Source organism: Pontibacter rugosus, from assembly GCF_042678745.1.
Lineage (GTDB): Bacteria > Bacteroidota > Bacteroidia > Cytophagales > Hymenobacteraceae > Pontibacter > Pontibacter rugosus.
This window is the reverse complement of the sequence record NZ_JBHTLD010000346.1, coordinates 1-2,997: the sequence shown is the minus strand read 5'-3', so window position 1 is coordinate 2,997 and position 2,997 is coordinate 1. Positions and strand designations below refer to the sequence as shown.

The following is a 2,997-nucleotide window of genomic DNA, read 5'->3' as shown; positions in this document are numbered from 1 at the left end:
ATAATTCATTAAGAAAAACACCCTAACTTTAAGGGTGTTTTTCTTTTATAGGGGTAGCTGTAGACGCAGCCTTTGACCCGGAAAAACGTAGGGGAGATAAGTATGAGTAAACTAAAACAGTTTCTGCAGGACGCAGAGACAAAAGCATTCGACCAAGGCCACCGCGCAACTATCAAGTTTAACATCGGCAAGTATAATGCCGCTGTGCAGCGTGGCCTCACCCAGTACTCTGACCATGAACTGGCCCGTGAGCGCGGCTCTTTTATAAAAACCAATACCATCAATAACCTTGATAAGTACCTGATGGAGTTCGAATCCAACTTTACTGCCCGTGGTGGCAAAGTAATTTGGGCTCGCGATGCACAGGAGGCTTTGAAAGAGATTGGTGAGATTATGAAGCGCAAGCGTGCCCGCTCAGTTGTGAAGTCTAAGTCCATGATTACGGAGGAGATTCACCTGAACGAATTCCTTGAGAAAAACGGCATTGAAACGGTAGAGACGGACCTGGGCGAGTATATTGTGCAGCTGGCAGAGCAGCGGCCTTACCATATTGTAACACCCGCTATGCACATGTCTAAAAAAGACATTGCAGAGCTGTTTGTGCGCAAGCTGGGCATCCCTCCCACCGATAATGCAGAAGAGCTGGTAGCCGTGGCGCGTAAATTACTGCGCGAGAAGTATACTTCGGCTGAGGTAGGTATAACAGGTGGCAATTTCCTGATTGCAGATGTAGGCGGCGTAGCAGTAACAGAGAACGAAGGTAATGCCCGCCTTTCCACCACCTTCCCAAAAACGCAGATTGCTATTGTTGGCATCGAAAAGATGATACCGTCTATCATGGACCTGGACCTGTTCTGGCCTCTTTTGAGCACCAGCGGTACTGGCCAGAATGTGACAGTTTATAACACCATTTTTACTGGCCCACGCCAGCCACGCGAGAAGGATGGCCCCGAGGAGATGTATGTGGTGCTGCTTGACAACGGACGTACTGACCTGCTGGCCCTGCCAGAAAAGCGGGAGGCGCTGAACTGTATTCGCTGCGGAGCCTGCCTCAACATCTGCCCTGTTTACAAGAACATTGGTGGCCACACCTACGAAACCACCTATAGCGGCCCTATTGGTTCTGTTATCACACCGCATTTAAGTGGTATGGCAGAAAATAAGCACCTAAGCTTTGCCAGTTCCCTTTGCGGTGCCTGTACATCAGTTTGCCCGGTTAAAATCAATATCCATAACCTGCTGTTGCTAAACCGCAAACAAAGTGTGGATCAGGGTATGGCTGAGGGACAGGAAACAACCGCTTTTAAGTTTTGGGTGAAGGCTATGAAAAGCCGTACCATACTTAACCTGGCTCCAGCCAGTATTAAGAACTTTGTTTTGAAGCGTGTATTAAAGGACACCTGGAACAAGCGACGTGAGCCGCTTCACGTACCTAAAAAATCATTCAATCAGCTCTGGAAAGAGCAAAGAGGATAGAAAAAGGCCTGCTGTTGTAGCAGGCCTTTTTTGTCTGAATCAGGATTTGCAGGATTATAAGATGGACAGGATTCAAGGAAATAGTTTCTGGCGCAAGCGTCTGCTTACGCCGGAAACCACGGTCGTATTCTACCTATCCACCTCGCCCAGCACGATATCCACTGAGCCTACAATGGCAATCAAGTCCGCCACCATACAGCCCCGGCTAATTTCGTGCAGTACCGATAGGTTTACAAAGCTTGGGGCACGGCCTTTGGCCCGGAAAGGCACATCGCTTTTATCAGTGGTGCGGAAGTAATAACCAAGTTCACCCCGCGGTGTTTCGCCGCGGAAGTATAATTCTTTACTGCCCGTCATGCGCATCTTCTTAGGGCAGGCAGCCTGAGGGTCAAAATCGGGGGTGCGTTTATAGTTGCCGGTAAGTTGATCGAGGCACTGGCGGATGATCTTAACAGACTCGCGGCACTCCAGGGCGCGTACATAATTACGGTCCCAGCAATCGCCGGTAGTGCCGGCCAGCCCCTGCCCTATTGGTACTTCAAACTCCAGTTCCGGATAAACGCTGTAGCCATCTACACGGCGCAGGTCGTGCTTTAAACCAGAACCTCGCAGCATGGGGCCGGAGCAAGCATAGTTTATCGCCACATCCAACGGAAGCACACCCACATTGGCCGTGCGGTCTATAAATATCTTGTTGCTCAGCAGTATCGTATCCAGCTCATCAAGCTTCGGTTGCAGGTATTCTATAAATTCACGACAACGCTCCTCAAAGCCTATCGGCAGGTCATAGTATAAACCACCTACCCAGATATAGTTGTACAACATACGTGCACCACTTACCCACTCCAGCAGGCGCTGTATATGCTCCCTGTCGCGCAGCAGCCACAGAAATGGCGTAAAAGCCCCGATGTCGATGGCGTAGGTACCAATGGCCACAAAGTGCGAGGCAATGCGGTTCAGCTCCGTTACCAGCACACGTATGTACTCCACCCGCTTCGGAATCTGGTCCGTAATGCCCAGCAGTTTCTCCACGCCCATGCACCATACATGCTCCGAATTCATGGCAGCCAGATAATCCATGCGGTCTACATAAGGTATGGTCTGGTTATAAGCCATATTTTCGGCGTGCTTCTCGAAGCAGCGGTGCAGGTACCCAATGTGCGGCACCACCTCCTGTATGATCTCGCCGTCGGTAACCACCTCCAGGCGCAGTACACCGTGCGTGCTCGGGTGCTGCGGCCCCATGTTCACAATCATCTCACCGGCTTTCAGCCCATCCAGGCTAAACTTGTTTGGCTCCGACTGCAGCAGGTAGTTTTTGTATATGGTCGACTGGCTCAACTGTGACTTAGAAATTTTGAATTAGAAATTACATGCAAGGTCGGAAAAAAGGGTGATTTGTGCAGGGGTTTGTTTGCGGAGGCTATTATTCAAAACTCCTAAACTTACCTACGAATATATTGTATATTCGTAGGTAAGTTTGTAAATGTACTCACACAGTAGTTGTCAACTGACGGAACG

General features: G+C 49.7%; 2 protein-coding genes. One reads left to right on the top strand and one right to left on the bottom strand.

Features of this window, described 5'->3' with window-relative positions; all coding sequences use genetic code 11:
* Positions 1–102: 102 nt before the first annotated feature.
* Positions 103–1,476, top strand: a complete 1,374-nt coding sequence (locus ACFQ2O_RS20930) for a LutB/LldF family L-lactate oxidation iron-sulfur protein (protein WP_377532708.1) — start codon at positions 103–105, stop codon at positions 1,474–1,476.
* A gap of 129 nt (positions 1,477–1,605) precedes the next feature.
* Here ACFQ2O_RS20930 and ACFQ2O_RS20925 read toward each other — a convergent pair whose 3' ends face one another.
* Positions 1,606–2,817 carry an NADH-quinone oxidoreductase subunit D gene (locus ACFQ2O_RS20925; RefSeq protein ID WP_449301394.1) on the bottom strand — a complete coding sequence of 404 codons (1,212 nt, stop codon included), beginning with the start codon at positions 2,815–2,817 and terminating at the stop codon, positions 1,606–1,608.
* Between the last annotated feature and the right edge of the window lie 180 nt (positions 2,818–2,997).

Coding starts and splice junctions, on each gene's coding strand:
- ACFQ2O_RS20930 (WP_377532708.1), top strand. CDS start 103: ATGAGTAAACTAAAACAGTTTCTGCAGGACGCAGAGACAAAAGCATTC.